17 protein-coding genes are annotated in these 21,244 nt (G+C 65.7%); 6 read left to right on the top strand and 11 right to left on the bottom strand.

Going from position 1 to position 21,244, the window contains the following annotated elements:
- Positions 1–87 precede the first annotated feature (87 nt).
- Positions 88–813, bottom strand: coding sequence for a DsbC family protein (locus tag HH302_RS15635; protein ID WP_172203180.1), 726 nt, complete (start codon positions 811–813; stop codon positions 88–90).
- A 15-nt stretch (positions 814–828) separates the two neighbouring features.
- Positions 829–1,989: a UbiH/UbiF family hydroxylase gene (locus HH302_RS15630; RefSeq protein WP_172203179.1), complete on the bottom strand. Its 1,161-nt coding sequence runs from the start codon at positions 1,987–1,989 to the stop codon at positions 829–831.
- A 176-nt stretch (positions 1,990–2,165) separates the two neighbouring features.
- Here HH302_RS15630 and HH302_RS15625 point away from each other — a divergent pair, with 176 nt between their 5' ends.
- On the top strand, positions 2,166–3,854 hold the full coding sequence (locus HH302_RS15625; RefSeq protein WP_172203178.1) for an alpha-amylase family glycosyl hydrolase: 1,689 nt from the start codon (positions 2,166–2,168) through the stop codon (positions 3,852–3,854).
- A 67-nt stretch (positions 3,855–3,921) separates the two neighbouring features.
- Here the strand turns inward: HH302_RS15625 and HH302_RS15620 are convergent, their stop codons facing one another.
- The gene (locus tag HH302_RS15620; protein WP_172203177.1) at positions 3,922–4,836 is read right to left on the bottom strand and encodes a LysR family transcriptional regulator; all 915 of its coding nucleotides are present in this window, start codon (positions 4,834–4,836) and stop codon (positions 3,922–3,924) included.
- 159 nt (positions 4,837–4,995) lie between these two features.
- Between HH302_RS15620 and HH302_RS15615 the strand changes: the two genes are divergently transcribed.
- Both HH302_RS15615 and HH302_RS15610 read left to right on the top strand, forming a co-directional pair.
- A complete protein-coding gene (locus HH302_RS15615) occupies positions 4,996–5,592 on the top strand; it encodes an FMN-dependent NADH-azoreductase (protein ID WP_172203176.1) in 597 nt (198 codons plus the stop codon).
- Positions 5,593–5,656: 64 nt separating this feature from the next.
- Positions 5,657–6,553: a pirin family protein gene (locus HH302_RS15610; protein WP_172203175.1), complete on the top strand. Its 897-nt coding sequence runs from the start codon at positions 5,657–5,659 to the stop codon at positions 6,551–6,553.
- Positions 6,554–6,618: 65 nt separating this feature from the next.
- On the opposite strand, the gene HH302_RS15605 is transcribed toward HH302_RS15610, so the two are convergent.
- From HH302_RS15605 to HH302_RS15570, 8 genes are all read right to left on the bottom strand, one after another.
- Positions 6,619–8,787, bottom strand: coding sequence for a TonB-dependent receptor (locus HH302_RS15605; protein ID WP_172203174.1), 2,169 nt, complete (start codon positions 8,785–8,787; stop codon positions 6,619–6,621).
- A gap of 9 nt (positions 8,788–8,796) precedes the next feature.
- Positions 8,797–9,801 (bottom strand): L-threonylcarbamoyladenylate synthase, encoded by a 1,005-nt coding sequence (locus HH302_RS15600; protein ID WP_172203173.1) that lies wholly within the window; start codon positions 9,799–9,801, stop codon positions 8,797–8,799.
- 25 nt (positions 9,802–9,826) lie between these two features.
- Complete coding sequence (locus tag HH302_RS15595; protein ID WP_172203172.1) at positions 9,827–10,999, bottom strand: 5-(carboxyamino)imidazole ribonucleotide synthase; 1,173 nt, start codon at positions 10,997–10,999, stop codon at positions 9,827–9,829.
- A gap of 24 nt (positions 11,000–11,023) precedes the next feature.
- Positions 11,024–11,518: a 5-(carboxyamino)imidazole ribonucleotide mutase gene (purE, locus tag HH302_RS15590; protein ID WP_172203171.1), complete on the bottom strand. Its 495-nt coding sequence runs from the start codon at positions 11,516–11,518 to the stop codon at positions 11,024–11,026.
- A 77-nt stretch (positions 11,519–11,595) separates the two neighbouring features.
- Positions 11,596–12,453, bottom strand: coding sequence for a bifunctional methylenetetrahydrofolate dehydrogenase/methenyltetrahydrofolate cyclohydrolase FolD (gene folD, locus HH302_RS15585; protein ID WP_172203170.1), 858 nt, complete (start codon positions 12,451–12,453; stop codon positions 11,596–11,598).
- 147 nt (positions 12,454–12,600) lie between these two features.
- Complete coding sequence (locus HH302_RS15580; RefSeq protein WP_172203169.1) at positions 12,601–13,059, bottom strand: hypothetical protein; 459 nt, start codon at positions 13,057–13,059, stop codon at positions 12,601–12,603.
- A 98-nt stretch (positions 13,060–13,157) separates the two neighbouring features.
- Positions 13,158–13,790, bottom strand: a complete 633-nt coding sequence (locus HH302_RS15575; protein ID WP_172203168.1) for a response regulator transcription factor — start codon at positions 13,788–13,790, stop codon at positions 13,158–13,160.
- Positions 13,765–16,482: a PAS domain S-box protein gene (locus HH302_RS15570; protein ID WP_172203167.1), complete on the bottom strand. Its 2,718-nt coding sequence runs from the start codon at positions 16,480–16,482 to the stop codon at positions 13,765–13,767. Before HH302_RS15570 ends, HH302_RS15575 begins: the two co-directional genes overlap by 26 nt.
- Before the next feature lie 121 nt (positions 16,483–16,603).
- On the opposite strand from HH302_RS15570, the gene HH302_RS15565 reads away from it, so the two are divergent.
- The 3 genes from HH302_RS15565 to HH302_RS15555 form a co-directional block, all read left to right on the top strand.
- Positions 16,604–17,776, top strand: coding sequence for an ABC transporter substrate-binding protein (locus tag HH302_RS15565; protein ID WP_172203477.1), 1,173 nt, complete (start codon positions 16,604–16,606; stop codon positions 17,774–17,776).
- A gap of 373 nt (positions 17,777–18,149) precedes the next feature.
- Positions 18,150–20,828, top strand: a complete 2,679-nt coding sequence (aceE, locus tag HH302_RS15560; RefSeq protein ID WP_172203166.1) for a pyruvate dehydrogenase (acetyl-transferring), homodimeric type — start codon at positions 18,150–18,152, stop codon at positions 20,826–20,828.
- 90 nt (positions 20,829–20,918) lie between these two features.
- The coding region (locus tag HH302_RS15555; protein ID WP_305847229.1) for a biotin/lipoyl-containing protein at positions 20,919–21,244 on the top strand (326 nt) is incomplete at its 3' end.

Here is a 21,244-nt window from a genome sequence, read left to right as displayed (position 1 = left end):
CCTCGTCGGGGCCACAAGTGGGGCCCATAGCTCGACTACGGACGGGGGACGGAAATCTTGAGGGCAGGGCCATTTTGCCCCACGCCCTTACTTGCCCTTGGCCGGCTTGTTCTTCTCGGCTTGCGCAATCGCCTCTTCGAGTTTCGCGCGCGGCATGAAGCCGCCAAGGCGCGAACCATCGGCGAGGAACATCGTCGGCGTGCCGTTGATGCGCAGCTTGCGACCCAGCGCGACGTTCTTTTCGATCGGGTTGCTGCAGTCGGCCGCCTTGGCCAGCTTGCCGTCGATCATCCAGCCCTGCCACGTTGCCGAGCGATCCTTGCTGCACCAGATCGCTTTGGACTTTTCGGCCGAATCTGGCGAAAGGATCGGGTACAGGAAGGTGTAGATCGTCACGTCCTTGAGCTGCTGCGCTTCGGCTACGAAACGCTTGCAATAGCCGCAGTTGGGATCCTCGAAAGTCACCAGCGTGCGCTTGCCATTGCCGCGCACCGTTTTCACCGCCTGGTCGAGCGGCAGGTCGCCGATATTCACCTTGTTGAGCACCGCCTGGCGCTCGGCCGTGATGTTGGTGCGACGCTTCAGGTCAACCAACTGGCCGTCGATGAAGAAGCTGCCCTGCTCGTCGGTGTAGACCATCTCGCCGGTTTCCAGCACCACTTCATAGAGGCCGCCGTAGGTCGTCCGGGTGACGGACTGGATCGCCTCCTGGCCGATGAAATCGTTAACCGCCTTGCGGATTTCCGCCTCGCCGCCAAAGGCGGGGGCGGTGAGGGTGGCGAACAGCGCCGTGGCGGCGACGAGATGCTTCATCAAAAACTCCGAAGGTCAGATCAGGCCAGCCGCGTAGCGCACGAGGGCGCTGCGCACGACCGGCAGTCGGTTGGTTACTTGCATGCCGCCGTTGCGTAAGGCGGCCAGCAGCGGGTTGCGGGGGCGGAAGAGGCGGTTCAAGGCGTGGGTGACTCCCTGCATCAGCCGCACTTCCTCGTTACGCGCCCGGGCATAGCGGCGCAGGGTTGTCAGCTCGCCGCAATCGCGGTGTGCGGGCAGCCCGTTGAGCAGATCGGCCAGTACGCGGGCGTCCTGAAAGCCCAAGTTGATGCCGTGCCCTGAGAGCGGGTGGATCGCGTGCGCTGCGTCGCCAATCAACGCAACGCGCGGTGCGACGACCCGCGGAACCTGCATCAGCCGAAGCGGAAAGCCCGCAGGCGGGGTCACGAGTTCCAGCTTGCCAAGCCGGTTCCCGCCTGCCGCAGCCACCCGTGTGCAGAACTCATCGGGCGCCAGCGACAGCAATTCCCGCGCGTGTGCCTCCGGGGTGGACCACACAATCGAGATCCGGTTCTCGGGCAGCGGCAACCACGCGAGGATGCCGTCTTCGCGAAACCACTGGAAGGCGGTGTCGTGATGTGCACCTTCGCATTTGAAGTTGGCCACGACGCCGAGTTCGCCGTAAGGGGTGGTGTGCACCGGCAGGCCCGCGGCACCGCGTACCCACGAGTCGGCGCCATCGGCCGCCACAACGAGGCGGGCACGGATGCGACGCCCGTCGTCGAGCGTCACGGTTGCCGCGTCGTCGTCGACGTCCAGTGCGTTGGGGCGCGCGGGGCACAGCAGGCTCAGATTGGGTTGGCGGCGCAGCGTTTCCCACAGCTCAACGGCCAACGGCGAAGCTTCCAGAATCCAGGCCAGCGCATCGAGGCCGGCGTCGTAGGCCGAGAAGTTCAGCGCGCCGCCGCGATCGCCGAACACCTGCATCGCTTCGACGCGGTTGATGCGGCTTGGGTCAAGATGCTGCCAGGCACGGATGCGCGTGAGGAAGTCGACGTTCGTCGGGCTGACGGCGTAGACGCGTGCGTCCCAGCCATCGGCGCGACGAGGCGGACGGGCTTCGAGCATGCCGACGCGCAGCGGGCTGCCGGCCAGGGCGCAGGCGAGGCTACCGCCAGCGAGGCCGGCGCCGACGATCAGGACATCCAGTTCCATGAGTTGGAATCAGCGCGAGGCGTGAAAGCGAGACCCGCCATTCTGCCCGAGCCGGAGGTAACTTTGAATTTGTCGCAAACAGCAAAATTGGTTGGGTGCCGGCGTGCCAATGCACCCTAGAATCTTCCACTGCGTCTTATGGGCGCCGAAACAATTTTTATAAGAGGTGGATCAGCATGCGAAGTGAGCTGAAGCGACGGATTCTGGCGTCTTGCCTGGCCCTGGCCGGGCTGGCCGCCTGGCCGGTTTGTGCCGAAACGCCCGCCGCCCCCGCGGCCAAGGCGCCTGCAGCCGTGGCGGTACCCGCCACGGTGGATGGATTCTCCGATGTCGGCGCGGTGCCGTTTGCGCCGGTCGATAGCGGCCTCGCTCCCGACTGGTACAAAAAGGGTGTGTTTACCGAGATCCTCGTGCGCGCCTACCAGGACAGCAACGGCGACGGCATCGGTGACCTCAAGGGCCTCACGAGTCGGCTGGACTACCTCAAGTCGGTCGGCATCACCGGCATCTGGCTGATGCCGATCTTCCGCAGCAGCGACCATGACCACGGCTATGCGGTCGAGAATTACCGCGAGATCGAGCCCGACTACGGCACGCTGGCCGACTTCGACAACCTGATCGCCGAGGCGCACAAGCGCGGCATCGGCATCATCGTCGACTATGTGATGAACCACAGCTCGGCCGACCACAAGCTGTTCGACGCCTCCATGAAGGTCAAGTCGCCCTACCGCGACTGGTATGTCTGGGCGCAGCCGCACCCCGAAGGCTGGACGACCTTCTCGGGCGACCCGTGGCGCGAGATGGGCGATTGGTACTACTACGCTGCCTTCGATGCCGGCATGCCTGACTTCAACCTGCGCAAGCAGGAGGTGGTCGATTTCCACATGAACAACCTGCGCTTCTGGCTCAACCGCGGCGTGGATGGCTTCCGCTTTGATGCGGTTGGCGTGCTGTACGAAAACGGCTCGATCGCATGGGACAACCAGCCGGAAAACCATGTGCTGATGAACAAGGTCCGTCAGCTGCTGGACCAGTACGGCAAGCGCTACATGGTGTGTGAAGCACCGAGCGACCCGGTGCCGTTTGCCGGCGAGAACTCGTGCGGCAGCGCGTTTGCGTTCGGCCTGCAGAAGCACATCGTGCATAGCGTCAAGATGGGCCGCGTGATGCCCGATCTGCTCTACACGCTGCAGACCTTCCCGGTCGCACGCATGGGCACGATCCTGTCGAACCACGACTGGTTTGCCGGTGCGCGCCCGTGGCGCCAGTTCAACGGCGATGTGAAGAGCTACAAGATGGCCGCGGCCACCTTGCTGACGCTGCCAGGCATGCCCTTCATCTACTACGGCGAAGAAATCGGCCTTGGCCTGTCGGACGAGAGCTACCACGACGACCAGAAGATCCGTGGCCCGATGGCCTGGGATGCGAACCAGCCCTTTGGTGGCTTCACCAACTCCGACTCGGCCTTCCGCCCGCTGGTGCAGAACTGGAAGACCAACAACGTCGCGGCGGAAGACGCGAACCCGACGTCGCTGCTCAACTGGTACCGCGCCCTGATCGGGCTTCGCGACAATGAACCGGCCCTGTCGGTCGGCAGCTTCAAGCCCATCTCGGCGCAGGACGAGCAGATCTTTGCTTTCGAGCGTGAGTACGAAGGCACCCGGATGCTGGTGCTGCTCAACTACGCCTACCGCGACGGCAAGCTCGATCTGCCCGCCGGCTTCGATGCCAGCAAGTGGCAAACGGTCTTCCCGGCCGGTGGCCAGCTCAAGGTGGCACCGAAGAAGGTCAAGAAGGGCGAAGCCGCGAAACTCGAATTGCAGATGGGCACGCAGGAAGTGATGGTGCTCAAGGCGATCAAGTAAGCCTGAGCCGCCAGCTGCAAAGAAACGCCCCGCATCGTCGGGGCGTTCTTCTTTGCGTTTGCCAATCTCAGGGGATGGGCCTGCGGTCGCACCGCGCCAGGGTTTCGGTCAGGCGGTCCACGAACGCCCGAGTCTTGGCGGGCACCCAGCGCCGGCTCGGCATGACCGCCCACGCGGTGACCGGCGGGGCAGCCCAGTCGGGCAGCACCCGCGACAGCTCGCCACGCGCGACGTGCGCGGCGACGAAGTCCTGCGGCACGAGCGCAATGCCCGCGTCGCGCAGGGCAAAGCCAATCATCAGGCCCATCGAGTTCGCGATCAGGCGCCCTGGCGGGTTGCCTTCCCAACGCTCGTTGCCACGACGCAGCCGCCAGATCGCCGGATCGCCGTCGCGGCTCAGCAAGTGCACGGCGCGGTGGTCCAGCAGTGCCGGCGGCTCGGACGGTGTGCCGTGCGCCGCCAGATAGCGCGGCGACGCGAACAGGCCCGGCCGCACATCCGCCAGACGGCGGGCGACCAGTGTCGCGTCGTCGGGCAAATCGCCCATGCGCACGGCCAGATCGAAGTTCTCGCCGACCAGGTCCACCCGCCGCGGCGACAGGTCCAGTTCAAGGGTGACCGCCGGATAGCGCTCTGCGAAGTCCACCAGCATGTCGGCGAGCACGGTTGCCGCGAAATCAGCCGGCATCGAAACGCGCAGACGGCCACTTGGTTCGCTCTGCCTGTGTTCGGCGAGCGCCGCAGCGGCATCCACTTCCTCCGCCAAGCGGTTGGCGTGCTCGAGCAGACCCTGGCCGAAGTCGGTCAGCGTCAGGCGGCGGGTGGTCCGGGTCAGCACGCGTTCGCCCAGGTTCGCTTCGAGCGCGGCAATCCGGCGCGATACGGTGGACTTGGGCAGGCCGACCCGTTCCGCCGCGCGGCTGAAACTGCCGCTCTCGGCGACGCGGGCGAACAGCAGCAGGTCGTTGGCGTCCGGTTGCATCGGGGCTCCAATCCAGAAAAGCAGCCGCTATTGTTGCACTGGTGGAACGATGTTGTGCGTTTTAAGGGCTTCTGGTGCAGATTGGTCCGCAATAAAGTCTCTCCACACCACAGCGCTTGCAGCCCTCCCGGCTCGGCGCCCAACCGAACGGAGACTCACATGAACATCCTGCAGATCAATACCAGCGCCAAACGCAACGCATCGGAATCGACCCGCCTCGCCAACCGCATCACCGAGAGCCTGCTGGCCAAGCATGCCGGCGCGAACGTAACGGTGCGCGACCTCGCAGCGAATCCCTTGCCCGCGATCGACGAAACGATCCTTGGCGCGCTGTTCACGCCGGCCGACGCCCGTACCGCGGCGCAGAACGAGATCGTGGCCGCGAGCGACGCACTGATCGCCGAACTGCAGGCCGCCGACGTGCTGGTGTTGGGTGTGCCGATGTACAACCTGGGCGTGCCGGCGCAGGCCAAGCACTGGATTGACGCAATTGCCCGTGCCGGCGTGACCTTCCGTTACACCGCCAACGGCCCCGAGGGGCTGGTCAAGGGCAAGACGGTCTACCTTGCGCTGACCCGCGGTGGCATCTACCGTGATACGCCGATGGATACGCTGCTACCTTACTTGCGCACGGTGCTGGGTTTCCTTGGCATGACCGACGTGCGCCCGGTGTTTGCCGAAGGTTTGGCGATGGGCGCGGAGGCTGCCGTCAAGGCATTCGCGGAAGCTGAACGCGAAATCGAAGCGCTGGTCTGAGCGCTAGGGGTATCGGCGGCCGGCTGCCCTCGGGCGGTCCGGCCCCGCAACGAAAGGAATTATCATGAACGCGCCTGAAACCATCACGCTGACCCGCTCCCGCAAGGTCGAGCGCCTTGTCACCGGCGTGCCGACCTCCGACGGCGCCGGGGTCAAGCTGACCCGTGTGCTGACGCAGCCGCTGCAGCGCCGGCTCGATCCCTTCCTGATGCTGGACGCCTTCGGCAGTGAATCGGCCTCCGACTACATCGCCGGTTTTCCGCCGCATCCGCACCGCGGGTTCGAGACCATCACCTACATGCTCACCGGCCGCATGCGTCATCGCGATAGCGCCGGCCATGAAGGCCTGGTCGAGGATGGCGGGGTGCAGTGGATGAGCGCTGCGCGCGGCGTGATCCACTCCGAAATGCCGGAGCAGAATGAAGGCCGCATGGAAGGTTTCCAGCTGTGGTTGAACCTGCCGGGCGCGCACAAGATGGATGCGCCGTGGTACCGCGACATTCCGGGCGCGGCAATCCCTGAGTTCGTCGACGCGGGGGGCGCCACGGTGCGCGTGATCGCGGGGGAAAGCCATGGCGTGGCCGGTGCGATGCAGCGGCCGGATACCGAGCCGCTGTATCTGGACGTGCATCTGCCGGCAGGTAGCCGCTTCGAGCAACGCATTCCGGCAGGGCACAACGCCTTCGTCTATGTCTATCGCGGTGAAGTGGCGCTCGGTGGTGACCAGGACGGGGTGGGCGAGCGGCGCATGGCGATCCTCGCGAACGACCCGGATGCGGAGGGCGTTGTGGTGCAGGCTTGCCGCGATGCACGATTGATCATTGTTGCGGGTAAGCCGCTTGGCGAGCCGATCGTGCAGTACGGCCCCTTCGTGATGAACACCCGCGAAGAGATCGAGGCGACGTTGCGCGAATTCCGTGACGGCAGCTTCGAGGCCCAGGCCGGCTCGCTGGCGGGCTGACGCGTCGGGCAGTTGTGCTTGGCCCGCTTCTCGGTCGCGCGCGGTTTGGCGACTGGGAAGCGGGCCTAGAACTTGAGTTCGAGTGCCAGTTGCCAGGTAGGCAGGCCGGCGACCTTGATGCGCTCATCGGCCACCGGCTGCCCGCCGGTTTCCGCGGTGGTCCGGCTGCTGCTACCCCAGCCGCCCAGGTTGGAGCCACTCAGGCGCAGCAGGGCGTCGCGCGTCATCGCCCAACTTACGTAGGCGTCGTACACCGTCTTGTCCCCCACGCTGCGCGTCTGCTGGTCGGAGAGCCGCACGGTGTAGCTGTGCGCCCAGTTAACGTTGCCGCCGAGTTTCCACCCCGGTCCGGCGGGCTGCCATTCAAAACCGAGGTTGGCGATCTGGTCGGGCGTGTCTTCCAGCTTGTTGCCGGCGTCGTCGCGTGTTTGCGTGTGTGTGTAGTTGCCGTTGATCTGCAGTACGGGCCCGGCCGGAAGCCAGCTCGTGAGGTTCAGCTTCCATTCCAGCTCCGCACCGCGGACCTGCGCCTGCCCCTCGTTGACCGGGCGTGATACCCAGCGGCCATCGGCGCCCAGCGTCAGCTCGCGGCGGATCAGATCGGTGATGCGGCGGGTGAACAGGTTGGCCGAGGCCATGCTGTGCGCATCGAAGTAGCGCTCTAGCGCCAGCTCGAAACCCCATGCGGTTTCAGGTCGCAATTCGGGGTCACCGCTGCGATCCGGCCGCGTCAGGCTGTTGTCGGGTGCGCGCACCGTCAGCCCAGAGAGATCGTCCAGGCGCGGCGCGCGGAAGGTGCGCGCGAGGCTGCTGCGCAACACCGTAGCCCCGGCTTCACCGAACTTTTGCGCCAGTTGCAGCGACGGCGCCCAGAGGCCGTAGCGTGCGACCAGCGGCGCCCCGGCGCTGTCCTGCGTGTGGGTATGCAGCACTTCGCGACGCAGGCCACCGGTGAGTGTCGTCGTCTCGAACGGGCGCCATTCATCCTGCACGTAGGCCGCGGCATTCAGCTCTCGCTGTTCGAGATTGTCATTGGACGAGATTGCTGCTGCGCCGGTCTCCAGCGTGGCCGCCCGTTCGCTGCGGCGGTTGTCGGTCCATTCCGCGCCGATTGCCGGCGTGTGGGTCGCGCCCTCGGCTGCAGCCCAACGCAGCGACGCGCTGCTGCCTTGTTCCCGCACCGTCGTCTGAGTGTCGCTGATGCTGCTGGTGCTGCCGGCTGCGTCATACTCGTTGCGCAGTGTGGCGCTGCGTTCGCGGTTGCCGTTCAGGCCGAGGCGCAGGTTCAGTGTGTCGCCGTCGTTCCAACGCAGGCGCCAGCCGCCGCCGAGTCGCCACAGATCCCGCTCGCGGCTGCTGTCTTCATGGGCAGTGGCCGCCTTGGGTGTGCCGAACAGGGCTTGCGTGTGTTCATCGCCGTGCGCTTCGCTCTCGGTGTGGGTGGCGAAGAGTTGCAGGCTCAGCTGGTTCGTGCGGTCGAGCCGCCAAGTAAGGCGCGGGGCGAGGCTGGCGTCGCGGGTGCGCTGTGTCACCTCGCGGTGCGTCAGCGCCTCGGTCTCCAGCGCTCCGCTGTCGTCGTAATCCAGGCTATGCCGCATCTGGTCGGCAATCTGGTCGCGCTGGTTGGCGTTGGCCGAAAACAGCCACGACAAGCCGCCGCTGCGGCCGGTGTTCTGCAGCCCGATTTGCGGCGACACATGGCCGTCGACTTCCGACAGGCCCGGGCGCAGTCGTGTCTGTGCGCGCCCTGCATCATCGCGCAGCACGATGTTGATGGTGCCGGCCACCGCCTGTGCGCTGAATTCGGCGACGCCGCCGCGCACAATCTCGATGCGTTCGATCATCTCGGCCGGAATCAGGTCGATCGGGCCGGCGCGGTTACGCCCGTGCCCGCCGATCCGTTCGCCATCAACCAGAATTTGCGTGTAGGCGCCGCTCAGCCCGCGCATCTTCACTTCGCCCGGCGAACCCGGCGCGCCACTGACGGTTACACCCGGCAATCGCCGCAGCAGATCACCGACCGTCGCCTCGCCATACTTCTCGATTTCCTCGCGACCAATGATGACCTTGGCTGTGGCGGCATCGCGCCGAGCGGCTTGGGCGTCGCGCGTGCCGGTTACGACGATCCTGGCCGGTTCGCTATCGGGTGCCGCAGGGGATTCACGGGTTTCGCCGGCGCTGGCGCGTGCGGCGAGCCCGATCAGCAGCCAGCACGGCAGACGGAACACGCGCACGGCGGGGGCTCAGGTTTCGTCGTCTTCGCCAGAGCCGACCGCGGCGCGGCCCAGCCGGTCGAGCACCGCTTCCCAGCCGGCTTCCGCGGGCGGCGCTTCGACGAGGATCTGGCTGGCGCCGAGCGCGTCGAGCGCGCGCAGGTTGGCGTAGAGGTCGTGCGCGAAGCCGGCGGCGCTCGCCGGCGCCTGGATCCAAACGCGGTGCGCCAGCGTGCTCGCGGTTCGGCGCGCGATCACGGCCGCCTCGGGGCCGGCACTGGCGAGCGCGGATTCCAGGGCTTCGCTTGCGACGAGCGCGAGTGGCGTGCGCGGCGCGTAGTGCGCGGCGAGTGAGCCTGAAACGCGCGGCGCATCGCCGGTGTGCGCCGCGGCCGGCGCGCGCATCGCCGGGCGGCGGCCGATCACGGCGGCGATTGCATCCGGGCCGATCGCACCCGGGCGCAGGATCACCGGTCCGGCTTCGCTCAGACGCGAGAGGTCGAGGATCGTCGATTCGATGCCGACGTTGCAGGCGCCGCCGTCGAGGATCATTGCGACGCTTTCGCCCAGTTCGTCGAACACATGCTGAGCAGTGGTCGGGCTGATGCGGCCGAAGCGGTTGGCCGAGGGCGCCGCGATACCGCCGCCGAAGGCGCGCAGCAACGCGAGCGCAACCGGGTGATCCGGCACGCGCAGGCCGACGGTGTCCTGTCCGCCGGTGACCACGTCTGGCACATCCGCTTCCTTCTTCAGGATCAGCGTCAGCGGGCCGGGCCAGAAGGCGCGGGCGAGCGCGATTGCTTCCTTCGGAATCTCGCGCGCCCAATCGGTCAGTGCTTCGGCGTCGGCCAGGTGCACGATCAGCGGGTGGTCGGCTGGGCGCCCCTTGGCGGCAAAGATCTTCGCCGCCGCCTGTGGATTGGCGGCATCCGCACCCAGCCCGTACACCGTCTCGGTCGGCAGCGCGACGAGTTCGCCCGCGCGTAGCAGGGCCGCGGCGCGGGCGAGCGATTCGGGTGTCGGGTTCTGGATCATCTGCGGGCGTCAGTGCGCTGGGCGCTTACTCGTCCTGAATGCCGATGGCTTTGCGCGCCGCCATCGCGGTCTCGATTGCCTTGGCCGGATCAGCGTCGATCACCGTGAAGTGGCCCATCTTGCGGCCCGGGCGGGCGTGGTGCTTGCCGTACAGGTGCAGCTTCAGGTTCGGGATCGCGAGCAGCTGCGACCAGTCCGGCTCGCGGTAGTGGCCGTGCGAATCCGGGCCGGGCTGGGTCGGGTCGTACCAGATGTCGCCGAGCAGGTTCACCATCACCGCGGCGCTGTGCGCGCGAGCGTCACCCAGCGGCAGGCCGACCAGCGCGCGCACCTGCTGTTCGAACTGATCGGTGACGCAGGCGTCGATCGTGTAGTGGCCGCTGTTGTGCGGGCGCGGCGCCATCTCGTTTACATACAGCTCGCCGCGCGAAACGAAGAACTCGACCGCCATGGTGCCGATGTAGTCGAGCTTCTCGGCGATGCGCTCAGCCAGTTCTTCAGCGGTATCGCGCTGGCAGCCGGAGGCGCGCGCCGGTGCGATGGATACATCGAGGATCCCGCGTGCGTGCGCATTTTCGGCGGTCGGGAAGCACTTCACCTTGCCGTGCTCGTCGCGGGCAAGCACCACCGACACTTCGTAGTCGAGCTTGAGCATCTGCTCCAGCACGCAGGCTTCGCCCTTGAAGGCCTGGAAGGCGGCGAGCGCTTCGTCGTGGTTGGCGACGCGCGCCTGGCCCTTGCCGTCGTAGCCGAAGCGGGCGACCTTCAGGATACCGGGGAAAAGCGCGGACGGCGCGTTGCGCACATCGGCTTCCGTATTGATCGGCGCGAAGGGGGCGTGCGGGATGCAGTTGTTCGCGAGAAAGGTCTTCTCGGCGACGCGGTTCTGGCAGATCGCAACGGCATCCGCCGAGGGGCGCACCGGCACGAACTTGGCGAGGTAGTCGAGGGTGCCGGCCGGCACGTTCTCGAACTCGGTGGTGATCGCCGCGCAGCCGGCGGCCAGTTGATCCAGCGCGGCGTAGTCGTCGAAAGCCGCTTTCAGGTGGCGATCGGCGGCGACGCCGGCCGGGCTGTTGGGATCCGGGTCGAGCACCCAGACCTTGTAGCCCATTTCATGGGCGGCCAGCACAAAGAAGCGGCCGAGCTGGCCACCGCCAAGCATGCCCAGGGTGGCGGGCGGGAGGATTGCGCTCATCTGCTCAGTCCGTCGGCGAGAAGTTCAGACTTCGTCGAGTTTCATGTCCAGCACGCTCTGCGTCTGCTTGGCGCGGAAGGCGTCGAGCATGATCCGCAGGCGGCTGTTCTCGTTGGCCAGCATCGCAACCGCGAAGAGGCCGGCGTTGGCCGCACCCGCTTCGCCGATCGCGAAGGTGGCGACCGGGATGCCCTTGGGCATCTGCACGATCGAGTGCAGCGAATCGACGCCCGAGAGCGCCTTGCTTTGCACCGGCACGCCGAGCACCGGCACCGTGGTCTTGGCGGCCAGCATGCCCGGAAGATGGGCTGCACCGCCAGCGCCCGCGATGATTACCTGCAGGCCGCGGTCGCGCGCCGCTTCGGCATATTCGAACATCAGGTCCGGCGTGCGGTGGGCGGAGACGACGCGCGCTTCGAAAGGCACGCCGAATTCCTTGAGGATGCGGGCGGCGGCCTGCATCGTTGGCCAATCCGAGTTGGAGCCCATCACGATGCCGACAACGGGTTGTTCGTTCATTTTTTCGTCCAGAGAAGCAAGATCGCGGATGGGCGTGCGTGGTCACGCCTCATCCACATGTCCGCGGGGGCGGGTGTTCAGGCCTTGGCGGCCGCGCGTTGTGCGGCAAGCAGGGTGTTGCCGAGCAGCATCGTGATCGTCATCGGGCCGACGCCGCCGGGCACCGGCGTGATCAGCGAGGCGACCTGGCTGGCGGATTCGAAGTCGACGTCGCCGCAGAGCTTGCCCGAGGGCAGGCGATTGATGCCGACGTCGATGACTACCGCGCCGGGCTTGAGCATGTCGCCGGTGACGAAGTTCGGGCGGCCCACCGCGGCGACGACGATGTCGGCGCGCTTCACATGGCCGGCGAGATCCTTGGTCTTGGAATGGCACACGGTGACCGTGGCGCCGGCGGAGAGCAGCATCACTGCCATCGGCTTGCCGACGATGTTGCTGCGGCCGATCACGACGGCGTCGGCGCCCTGCACCTGAACGCCGCCGACTTCCAGCATCTTCATCACGCCCCACGGGGTGCAGGGGTAGAAGCTCTCGCGGCCCTGCAGCAGCATGCCGAAGTTCTCGGCATGGAAGCCGTCGACATCCTTGGCCGGGTCGATTGCTTCGAGCACGGCCTCTTCATCGAATTGCTTGGGCAGGGGCAGTTGCACCAGGATGCCGTGCACGCTCGCGTCGGCATTGAGTTCGGCGATCTTCGCCAGCACCGTTTCGGGCTGCGCGTCAGCCGCATATTCGAACTTCAGCGAGCGGAAACCGGCTTTCTCGCAGGCGGCGACCTTGTTGCGGACGTACACCGCCGAGGCGGGGTCCGAGCCGACGAGGATCACGGCGAGGCAGGGCTGGGTGCCTTGCGCGGTGAGTTGGGCTGCCTTCAGGGCGATGTCTTCGCGGACCTGTTCGGCGATTGCCTTGCCATCGAGAATGCGGGCGGTCATGGGCTAAGTCCCGGAATATTCAGGAAAACCGGGCAGTTTACCACCGCGTTGTCGGGGCGGCGAGCGCTTTGTGCCGCAGCACGCCGGCCGCTTTGATGGTGGGTGATTCGCGAGCGGGGCAAGCGTCCCGCTACGGCTCAATCCTTGTCAGGCGAAGGCGTTAACCCGTGACGCCGGCTGTTTCGACATCGTCGGGTTGTAGGCCTCCGCGACACGTGACGCCATGTCCTGGTAGTAGGGGGTAGGGCGCGGTGCGCTGGTGTCGTACCCGCGCTCGAGTTCGTCCGGAGCGACGACGATGGTTGCGCTGACCGAAGTCGATGAAGATGCCTGGTTGCTGCTGCTCGCGCTGTTCGCCGACGCCACATAGGTTTGCGCCGTCTGGATCATCATCTGCGTGCTGACAGCCTGGCTCGACAGTTCGTTGAGCGTGTTGACGTTCTGGTTGCTGACGCCCTTCTCGGCCAGCTCGCGCTGCATGACCGCCGTGCTCATCATCAGCGATTCCGGCGAACCGGATTCGACGGTGACGCTGCGCGCGACCGGCTTCTGCTGGGTCTGCGAGTACGGGTTGCTGCTGTACGAAACTGACGAAATGCTGTTCATGACGACCTCCAATCAAGCTGACGCCAGCTTAAGAGGAGGTGCGTCAAAGCCCCTTGTCCGAGCCGGACAGCAGCTTGTCCGGCGGAAAGGGCTCTCGGTCAGCGCCGCGGGGCGTCGGCGCTCATCACCATTTGCACCAGTTCAGCGAGCGATGAGACGCCCATCTTCTCCATCACGCGGGCACGGTGTACCTCGACTGTCTTGATGCTGATGCCCAGGTCGTCGGCGATCTGCTTGTTGAGGCGGCCGGCGACAATGAGATCCAGCACCTCGCGCTCGCGCGTGGTGAGCTGGTCGAGTCGGCGCGCGGTTTCGGCGTCCTGGCGGCGTTGCGTGCGCTGGCTGCGCTCGGCTTCGAGGCACTGCCCGATCAGGCGCAGCATGTCCTGGTCGTTGAAGGGCTTTTCGATGAAGTCGACGGCGCCTTTCTTGAGTGCGGATACCGCCATCGGCACATCGCCGTGGCCGGTGATGAAGATCACCGGCAGCGTGGAGTGCTGGGCCACCAGCTTTTCGTATAGCTCCAGGCCGCTCATGCCGGGCATGCGCACATCCAGCAGCAGGCAGCCGGTGAGCGTGGGGCTCCAGGCCGCGAGGAAGTCTTCGGCCGAGGCGTAGGTGGCGACCGTGTAGCCTTCGGATTCGAGCAGCCAGATCAGCGAGTCGCGCAGCGCCTCGTCGTCGTCAACGATATGGACGGTCTGTTCAGGCAGGTTCGACGAGTTGTTCAAGGGCTTTCTCCGTCGGGAGGGTGAATCGGAAGATCGAGCCGCCTTCGGGGTTGTTGTCGACCCAAAGACGTCCGTTGTGGAATTCGATGATCGAGCGGCAGATGTTCAGGCCCATGCCCATGCCGTCGCTCTTGGTGGTGTAGAAGGCGTTGAAGAGCTTTTCGCGGTCTTCCGCGCTGATGCCGTGGCCGTGGTCCAGTACCGACACCTCGATCGTGTGTTCGGCGACGCGCGCGGTCACGGTCAGCACACGGCGGTCTTCCTCGCTGTCCTTCATCGATTCGATGCCGTTCTTGACGAGGTTCAGCACCACCTGCTCGATCATGATGCGGTCGGCAAAGATCGGCGGCAGATCAGGCGTGATGCGGTTGTCGATGCGCGCGCCATGCTTGCGGGCGTCGATCTCGGCAAAGCCGAGCGCATCTTCGACGATGTCGGAGAGTCGCACTGCGCCGCGCTGTGGCTCGCTCTTGCGTACGAAGTCACGGATGCGGCGGATGATCTTGCCGGCGCGGTCCGCCTGGTGCGCCGCCTTCTGCATGGCCACCAGCAGTTCTTCGGGCTTGTAGCGCCCGCTCTGCAGCCGGTTCACGCAGCCCGAGCTGTAGTTGGCGATCGCCGAGAGCGGCTGGTTCAGTTCGTGTGCGAGCGTGGAGGCCATCTCGCCCATCGTGATCAGGCGCGAGGTGCGCTGCAACCGCTCTTCCTGCTGGCGGTTGAGTTCTTCCACCGTCTTGCGGTCGGTAATGTCGGTGGCGACCGCCATGCGCACGACGCGGCCGTCGACCCAGCGTGTCGCACGTTCGCGCACATGGAACCAGCGGGCCGAGATCGGGTGCTGCAGTTCGCCGTCGAAGAGTTCGCGCGGCAGTTGTGCGGCGGTCAGGCGGCGCGGGTCGACCGGATAGTCGCCCAGCTCGGGTTGCGGCAGGGCCAGGCTGTGCGTGGTGCGGCCGATCGCGTCGAGGCCGAAGTCGGCAAGGAAGGCGCGGTTGGCGTAGAGGATTGCATCGCTCTGCACGTCGGCGACGAACACCGCGGTATCGAGCCCGTCCAGCACCGCCACGAAGCGCTCGTGCGCCGCGCCGAGTTCGGCCTGGATGCGCTTGGATTCGGTGATGTCGCTCATCGCGGCCATCCAGCCGGTCTGCTCGCCTGCGGCATCCACCAGCGGCGACACCATCAGGCGCGAGTATCCATAGCTGCCGTCCTTGCGGCGGATGCGCAGCTCGAAGCCGTCGGCCGGCGCTTCGCCGGACAGCGACTGGATCAGGTGCTGACGCTGCTGGTCAATTTCGTCCTCGGGCCAGTAGGGGAAGGGCTCCTCGATGCCGACCAGTTCTTCTTCCGAATAGCCGGTAAGCTGGCAGAAGGCGCGGTTCACATAAATGATGCGGCCCTTCATGTCGGTCGCGCGCAGGCCGGTCAGCACTGATTCTTCCATCGCTTTGCGGAAGGCCGATTCGGCGCGCCACGCATCTTCGGCGGCCTTGCGGTCAGTGACGTTGTGCGCCACTGCGTAGATCACACGTTCGCCGGGCACCGGGTTGGCGCTCCACACCAGCCACTTGTAACGATCGTCCGCGCACTTCATGCGCGCCTCGAAGGTGGCGGGGCGCCCTTCGGCCAGCAACCGCATCTGTTCGCGCGCGCTGTCGAGATCGTCCGGGTGCACCAACTCCAGCAGCTGGCGGCCGACCATGTCGTCGGCGGCATAGCCGAGGATGCGCTCGAAGGCCGGGTTGAGGCGCCGGTAGTGGCCGTCCAGCGTCATCGTGCACAGCACGTCGAGCGACAGGTTGAAGATGCGGTCGCGTTCCTTCTCCACCTTGATCCGCCGCAGCATGTGGCCGCGCTGCGCCCAGAGGCTCCAGAACACCAGCACTGAGAGGCCGATGATCAGCGACACCGGTAGCGCGCTGGGCAGCTCGGCCTCCCCGCGGAACGCCGTCGCGCGCAGCGCGAGACCATTGCCGGGCGGATCGAACACGATCAGCGACGACAGCGACGAATCGGTCGCGTTGGTCGAGGTGGCGTTGCTCGCGAGTGGTTCGCCGTTGCCGTCGGTGAGCACGAGGCGGTACTTGTCGGAGAACCACGAAGGCACCAGGTGGTGCAGCAGGCCATCGACCGAATACACCGCGGCGACCATGCCCCATGGCGAGCGCCCGCGTTGCACCGGGATGAATACTTCCACCAGCGCGCTGCCGCTGGCGCCACGGTAGGGCTGGCCGTAGGCAGCACGGCCGATCTCGCGTGCATGGCGGGCGACCTGGCCTTGCTCCGGCGTCATCGCATCGCCCGGCAGCCAGTCGGTGGTGTCGAAGGGGGCCGTCCAGCGCACTTTGCCGCTGGCGTCGATCCAGACGACGTTCAGCAGCTCCGGGTTGTTCGCCAGGTACTGGTTGGTGCGCAGCTGGAAGGTGTCGGCATCCACCGTGCCGGAGGCGATGTCGCGCGTCAGCTCGTTGAGGAAGTCCTCGTTGGCGACGAAATGTGTGCGCATCGTGCGCTCGGCCCACTGCACGTCGCGCCCCAGTGCGTTGCGCTCGACAAGCTCTTCCTGTGTCTGCAGCATCCAGACGATGGTGAGCATGGCGAGTGCGAACACCACCACGGCCACGTAGGGGGCGGTGGTGAAGAGTTCGAGGCGACTTGCGCCTTCCTTGCCGGAACGGGGCAGAATGTTCATCTTGGAATCTGGGCGCCGGGGGGCATTGTCCGGGTTCGCCTGCCGTCGGCGATAGGGGTTTCCCCCTCACGGCGCTGCAGAGACAGAAGAATAGCGGAGGAGAGCGCTCTTGATCGCATCCGTGCTGCGTGTTTTCGCGTTATGCCTGCTTCTGTCGCCTTGCTGGGCGGCGGATTCCATCCGGATCGGTGTGTCCGGCCCATTCACAGGCGGATCGAGCCCGATGGGGCTGTCGATGCGCGATGGCATCCGCATCGCGGCGGCCGAGATCAACGCCGCCGGTGGCGTGCTGGGGCGGCCGCTGGAATTGGTCGAGCGTGATGACGAGGCGCGCAACGAACGCGGCGTTGCGGTCGCGCAGCAGCTGATCGGGCAGGATAAGGTGGTCGCGATGGTGGGCATCGTGAACACCGGGGTCGCCTTGGCGAGCCAGCGTTACTACCAGTCGGCCCGGATTCCGGTGATCACCGCGGTGGCGACCGGCTCGCTGATCACCCGCCAGTTTCTGCCGCCCGCGTATGCCGACAACTACATCTTCCGCCTCTCCTGCGCGGATGCCTTGCAGGCCGCGATGATCGTGGACGAGGCGGTTGAGCGGCGGCACTTCACGCGGGTGGCGATCCTGCACGACGCAACCAACTATGGGCAGCTTGGGCGCAATGATCTCGAGCGCGCGCTGGAAAAACGCGGCCTGCGTCCGGTGGCGGTCGAGCGCTACAACCCGGGTGACGTGGATCTCTCGGCGCCCGTGTTGCGCGCCAAACGCGCCGGGGCCGAGGCGATCCTGACCTACGGTATCGGTCCGGAACTTGCCCGTATCGCGAACGCCACTGCCAAGCTGGGCTGGAAGGTACCCATGATCGGCAGCTGGACACTATCAATGTCCACCTTCATTGACAGTGCCGGGCCCAACGCGGAAGGCGCGCGGATGCCGCAGACTTACCTGGTCGAAGACCCGCATCCGCGCGCGCAGGCTTTCCGCGAGGCCTGGCAGAAGGTGGCCGGTTCCGACCGGATGTTGTCGCCGTCAGCCGCGGCGCAGGGCTACGACGCGCTGCGTCTGCTGGTCGCGGCGATCCGCCAGGCCGGCACCACCGAAGGCCCGAAGATCCGCGAGGCGCTGGAGGATCTGCATGACCCGGTGGACGGCGTGCTGATGACCTATCAACGGCCGTTCTCGGTCAGCGATCATGAGGCCATCAAGACGAGTCGCATGGCCTATCTGGCTGAAGTGCGCCGCGGGCAGGTCGTGTTCGCCTACGACGACGATCGCAAACGGGCGGCCAGTCGTTGACGCTGCCGCCGTGAAGGCGGATGTCTCTTTCTTGGCCGCGATGGCCTTTCCTCTGAAGCGCTCGAATGGCATGCCAAGCGGCCTGTTCGATCGCGCGGCGCCGAAAATGTTGCGTTGCATCAATGGTTTGCAAACGCCCGTTTGAATCTCGGGCGTTGCCTGTTTGAGCAATTTTCTATTGCACGATGCGGTAAGCTGTTTTATCTTCTGAAAAGTAACGCCGATTTCCCGCTGGCCGCTGCTTCAGCCACGGATTAAGCTAGAACTGCGCGCGCCCACGATGGACTGCCGCAGGACTGGATACGCAACCGCCGCCCACCGAGGCGGCGGGTTTTTTGATTGCCCGAATCAAACGAGGAAGGAGATCGCACCGATGGCCTCTTTGCCCAACGTGCTGCTGCAGTCCGACATCGACGCGCAGGAGACGAAGGAGTGGCTTGAAGCGCTCGCCGGCGTGCTGGCCCAGGAAGGACCTGAGCGCGCCCATTACCTGATCGAGCGCCTGATCGAAGCGGCGCGCGAAGATGGCGCCGACATTCCGTACAGCGCCAACACTGCATACATCAACACCATCCCGGCTGAACAACAGCCGAAATACCCGGGTGACACCACGATCGAAAGCCGCATCCAGGCTTTCCTGCGCTGGAACGCCATGGCGATGGTGGTGCGCGCGAACAAGGACACCAACGTCGGCGGTCACATCGCCTCGTACGCGTCCGCCGCGACGCTGTATGACGTGGGCTTCAACTGGTTCTGGAAGTCGCCTTCCAACCCGGACGGTGGCGACCTGATCTTCTTCCAGGGGCACTCGATCCCGGGCGTCTACGCTCGTGCGCACATGCTCGGTCGCCTGACCGACGAGCAACTCGACAACTTCCGCCAGGAAACCTCGGGCAAGGGCGTGTCGTCCTACCCGCACCCCTGGCTGATGCCGGATTTCTGGCAGTTCCCGACCGTGTCGATGGGCCTCGGCCCGCTGCAGGCGATCTACCAGGCTCGCTTCATGAAGTACCTCGACAACCGCGGCCTCGCCAAGACCGAAGGCCGCAAGGTCTGGGCCTTCCTCGGCGACGGCGAGATGGACGAGGTCGATTCGATGGGCGCGATCGGCGTGGCCGGCCGCGAACAGCTCGACAATCTGGTCTTCGTCGTGAACTGCAACCTGCAGCGTCTCGACGGCCCGGTGCGCGGCAACGCCAAGATCATCCAGGAACTGGAAGCCGAATTCCGCGGCGCCGGCTGGAACGTCATCAAGGTCATCTGGGGCACGCACTGGGACACGCTGCTGCAGCGTGACAAGGCGGGCATCCTGAAGAAGCGCATGATGGAAGCGGTGGACGGCGAATACCAGACCTTCAAGTCGAAGGACGGTGCCTACGTTCGCGAGCACTTCTTCAACACACCGGAACTCAAGGCGCTGGTCGCCGACTGGACCGACGACGACATCTGGCGCCTGAACCGCGGCGGCCACGATATCTTCAAGGTGTTTGCAGCCTACAAGGCCGCCACCGAGCACAAGGGTCAGCCGACGCTGATCCTCGCCAAGACCATCAAGGGCTTTGGCATGGGCTCTTCGGGTGAAGCGCAGAACATCACCCACCAGCAAAAGAAGATGAATCACGAATCGCTGCTGCGTTTCCGTGACCGCTTCGAAATCCCGGTGCCGGACGACAAGGTCGACGAGATGCCGCTGGTGAAATTCGAGGAAGGCTCGCCCGAGCTGACCTACATGCGCCAGCGCCGCATGGATCTCGGCGGTTATCTGCCGAGCCGTCGCGTCAAGGGCGATACGCTGCAAGTGCCGGCGCTGAGTGCGTTCGATGCGCAGCTGAAGGCGTCCGGCGAAGGCCGCGAGTTCTCGACCACGATGGCGTTTGTCCGCATCCTCAACACGATGCTCAAGGACAAGAACATCGGCCGCCACGTCGTGCCGATCGTGCCGGATGAGTCCCGCACCTTCGGTATGGAAGGCATGTTCCGTCAGTTCGGCATCTGGAACCAGTTCGGCCAGAAGTACGTGCCGCAGGATCACGACCAGCTGATGTTCTACAAGGAGAGCCGCGAAGGGCAGATCCTTCAGGAGGGCATCAACGAAGCCGGTGCAATGAGCTCGTGGATCGCCGCGGCGACCTCGTACTCGGTGCACAACGTGCCGATGATCCCGGTCTACATCTACTACTCGATGTTCGGCCACCAGCGCGTGATGGATCTGTGCTGGGCGGCGGGCGACTCGCGCGCCCGCGGCTTCCTGATCGGCGGCACCGCCGGCCGTACCACGCTGAACGGTGAAGGCCTGCAACACGAAGATGGCCACTCGCAGATTCTCGCGAACCTGGTGCCCAACTGTGTCACCTACGACCCGACCTTCTCGTACGAGTTGGCGGTGATCGTTCAGGACGGCCTGCGCCGCATGTACGGTGAGCAGGAAGATGTGTACTACTACATCACCGTGATGAACGAGAACTACGAGCATCCGGCGATGCCCGAGGGCGCGGAAGCGAACATCCTCAAGGGGATGTACAAGTTCCGTGAAGGCGCGAAGGGCAAGGCCAAGCAGCCGCGCGTTCAGCTGCTCGGTTCCGGCACGATCTTCCGCGAAGTCATCGCTGCGGCGGACCTGCTGCGCGAAGACTGGGGTGTCGAGTCCGACATCTGGGGCTGCCCGAGCTTCAACGAGCTGGCGCGCGACGGTATCGACGTCACCCGCTGGAACCTGCTGCACCCGCTCGAAACGCCGCGTGTGTCGCATGTCGAGACCCTGCTGAAGGACACGACCGGCCCGGTGATCGCCGCGACCGACTACGTCAAGCTGTTCAGCGAGCAGATCCGCCCCTACGTGCCGCGTCGCTACGTCACGCTCGGCACCGATGGTTACGGCCGCTCCGATACCCGCGAAGCTCTGCGCAACCACTTCGAAGTGGATCGTCGCTGGGTCACGGTTGCTGCCCTCAAGGCTCTGGCCGACGAAGGCACGATCGATCGCGAAAAGGTGGCGCAGGCGATTGCCAAGTACGGCATCGACATCAACAAGCCGAACCCCATCACCGTCTGATCGCAAACCCCGCGCAGTGGGCCGCCTGGATGCGGCCTGCTGCACCGGCGCGTTTGCGCCGCGGGGATTGCCTCCCACAGAGGAACGCACATGAGCCAACTCATCGAAGTGAAGGTTCCCGACATCGGCGACTTCAAGGACGTGCCGGTGATCGAGGTGGCTGTCAAACCGGGTGATTCGGTCGAGGCCGAAGCCACCCTGCTGACGCTGGAATCGGACAAGGCCACGATGGATGTGCCGAGCCCGGTTGCCGGCGTGGTCAAGGAAATCAAGGTTGTCGTCGGCGACAAGGTCGCCGAGGGCACGCTGGTCGTGATCCTGGAAGCAGGCGCCGCCGCTGCGCCGGCGCCCGCCCCGGCAGCCGCCGCTGCAGCCCCTGCAGCCCCTGCACCCGCGGCGCCGGCCCCTGTCGCGGC

The sequence above is a fragment of the Niveibacterium sp. COAC-50 genome, assembly GCF_013184235.1.
Lineage (GTDB): Bacteria > Pseudomonadota > Gammaproteobacteria > Burkholderiales > Rhodocyclaceae > Niveibacterium > Niveibacterium microcysteis.
The sequence above is the reverse complement of the archived record's forward strand: the minus strand, read 5'-3'. Positions and strand labels throughout refer to the sequence as shown.

Coding starts and splice junctions, on each gene's coding strand:
- HH302_RS15635 (WP_172203180.1), bottom strand. CDS start 813: ATGAAGCATCTCGTCGCCGCCACGGCGCTGTTCGCCACCCTCACCGCC.
- HH302_RS15630 (WP_172203179.1), bottom strand. CDS start 1,989: ATGGAACTGGATGTCCTGATCGTCGGCGCCGGCCTCGCTGGCGGTAGC.
- HH302_RS15625 (WP_172203178.1), top strand. CDS start 2,166: ATGCGAAGTGAGCTGAAGCGACGGATTCTGGCGTCTTGCCTGGCCCTG.
- HH302_RS15620 (WP_172203177.1), bottom strand. CDS start 4,836: ATGCAACCGGACGCCAACGACCTGCTGCTGTTCGCCCGCGTCGCCGAG.
- HH302_RS15615 (WP_172203176.1), top strand. CDS start 4,996: ATGAACATCCTGCAGATCAATACCAGCGCCAAACGCAACGCATCGGAA.
- HH302_RS15610 (WP_172203175.1), top strand. CDS start 5,657: ATGAACGCGCCTGAAACCATCACGCTGACCCGCTCCCGCAAGGTCGAG.
- HH302_RS15600 (WP_172203173.1), bottom strand. CDS start 9,801: ATGATCCAGAACCCGACACCCGAATCGCTCGCCCGCGCCGCGGCCCTG.
- HH302_RS15595 (WP_172203172.1), bottom strand. CDS start 10,999: ATGAGCGCAATCCTCCCGCCCGCCACCCTGGGCATGCTTGGCGGTGGC.
- purE (WP_172203171.1), bottom strand. CDS start 11,518: ATGAACGAACAACCCGTTGTCGGCATCGTGATGGGCTCCAACTCGGAT.
- folD (WP_172203170.1), bottom strand. CDS start 12,453: ATGACCGCCCGCATTCTCGATGGCAAGGCAATCGCCGAACAGGTCCGC.
- HH302_RS15580 (WP_172203169.1), bottom strand. CDS start 13,059: ATGAACAGCATTTCGTCAGTTTCGTACAGCAGCAACCCGTACTCGCAG.
- HH302_RS15570 (WP_172203167.1), bottom strand. CDS start 16,482: ATGAACATTCTGCCCCGTTCCGGCAAGGAAGGCGCAAGTCGCCTCGAA.
- aceE (WP_172203166.1), top strand. CDS start 18,150: ATGGCCTCTTTGCCCAACGTGCTGCTGCAGTCCGACATCGACGCGCAG.